Raw genomic sequence first — 728 nt, 5'->3', positions numbered from 1 at the left:
GGAGAGGGCAGGGACCGTCCAGCCCGCAAAGCTCGCCCTCGGCCTGCGCCAGCTCGCCCTTTCCAGGGGCGTCGTCATTCACGAGCACAGTCCGGTTCTCGAAATCGTGCCGGGCGACAGGCCGCAAATGCGAACGGCGAAGGGCGTTCTGTCTGCCTGCAAGGTGATCCTTGCCGCAAACGCCTGGCTGTCGGCCATTCCCGAACTGCACCCCTATCTCTATGTGGTCAGCAGCCAGGTCATCGCCACCGCACCTGTATCTGATGTTCTGGACGAAATCGGCTGGACCGATGGCGCCTCGATCTGCGATGCGCAGCATCACGTGCTCTATTATCAGCGAACGCCAGGCGGCGAGGTCATCTTCGGGCGCGGCACCGGCGGCATTGCCTTTGGGGACCGCATCGACCATCGATTCAACCGCAGCGGGGATGCGGGGGCGGACAATATCCGTGAAATGCATCGGGTCTATCCGCAACTCAAGGACGTGCCAGTTCTCTATGACTGGACCGGACCCATCGACTGCACGGCGCAGCACATGCCGGTTTTTGATCGTCTCAGGGACCACCCGAACATCTTCTATGCCATGGGTTTCAACGGCACGGGCATTGCGCAGGCGCCGGTCGCCGGGAAGATCATGGCAAGCCTTGTCCTCGACCGCGACGATGTGTGGAGCCGGTGCGGACTGGTCGGCATCGGCAGACGGACGCGGCTGCCGCCAGAGCCCCTGC

1 protein-coding gene is annotated in these 728 nt (G+C 63.3%); it reads left to right on the top strand.

Annotation, left to right across the window (positions count from 1 at the left end):
* On the top strand, positions 1-728 hold a 728-nt coding region (locus HV823_RS27520; protein WP_176952623.1), incomplete at both ends, for an NAD(P)/FAD-dependent oxidoreductase.

Origin of the sequence: Mycoplana rhizolycopersici (assembly GCF_013378445.1) — a bacterium.
In the GTDB taxonomy this organism is placed as follows: domain Bacteria; phylum Pseudomonadota; class Alphaproteobacteria; order Rhizobiales; family Rhizobiaceae; genus Mycoplana; species Mycoplana rhizolycopersici.
The sequence above is the reverse complement of the archived record's forward strand: the minus strand, read 5'-3'. Positions and strand labels throughout refer to the sequence as shown.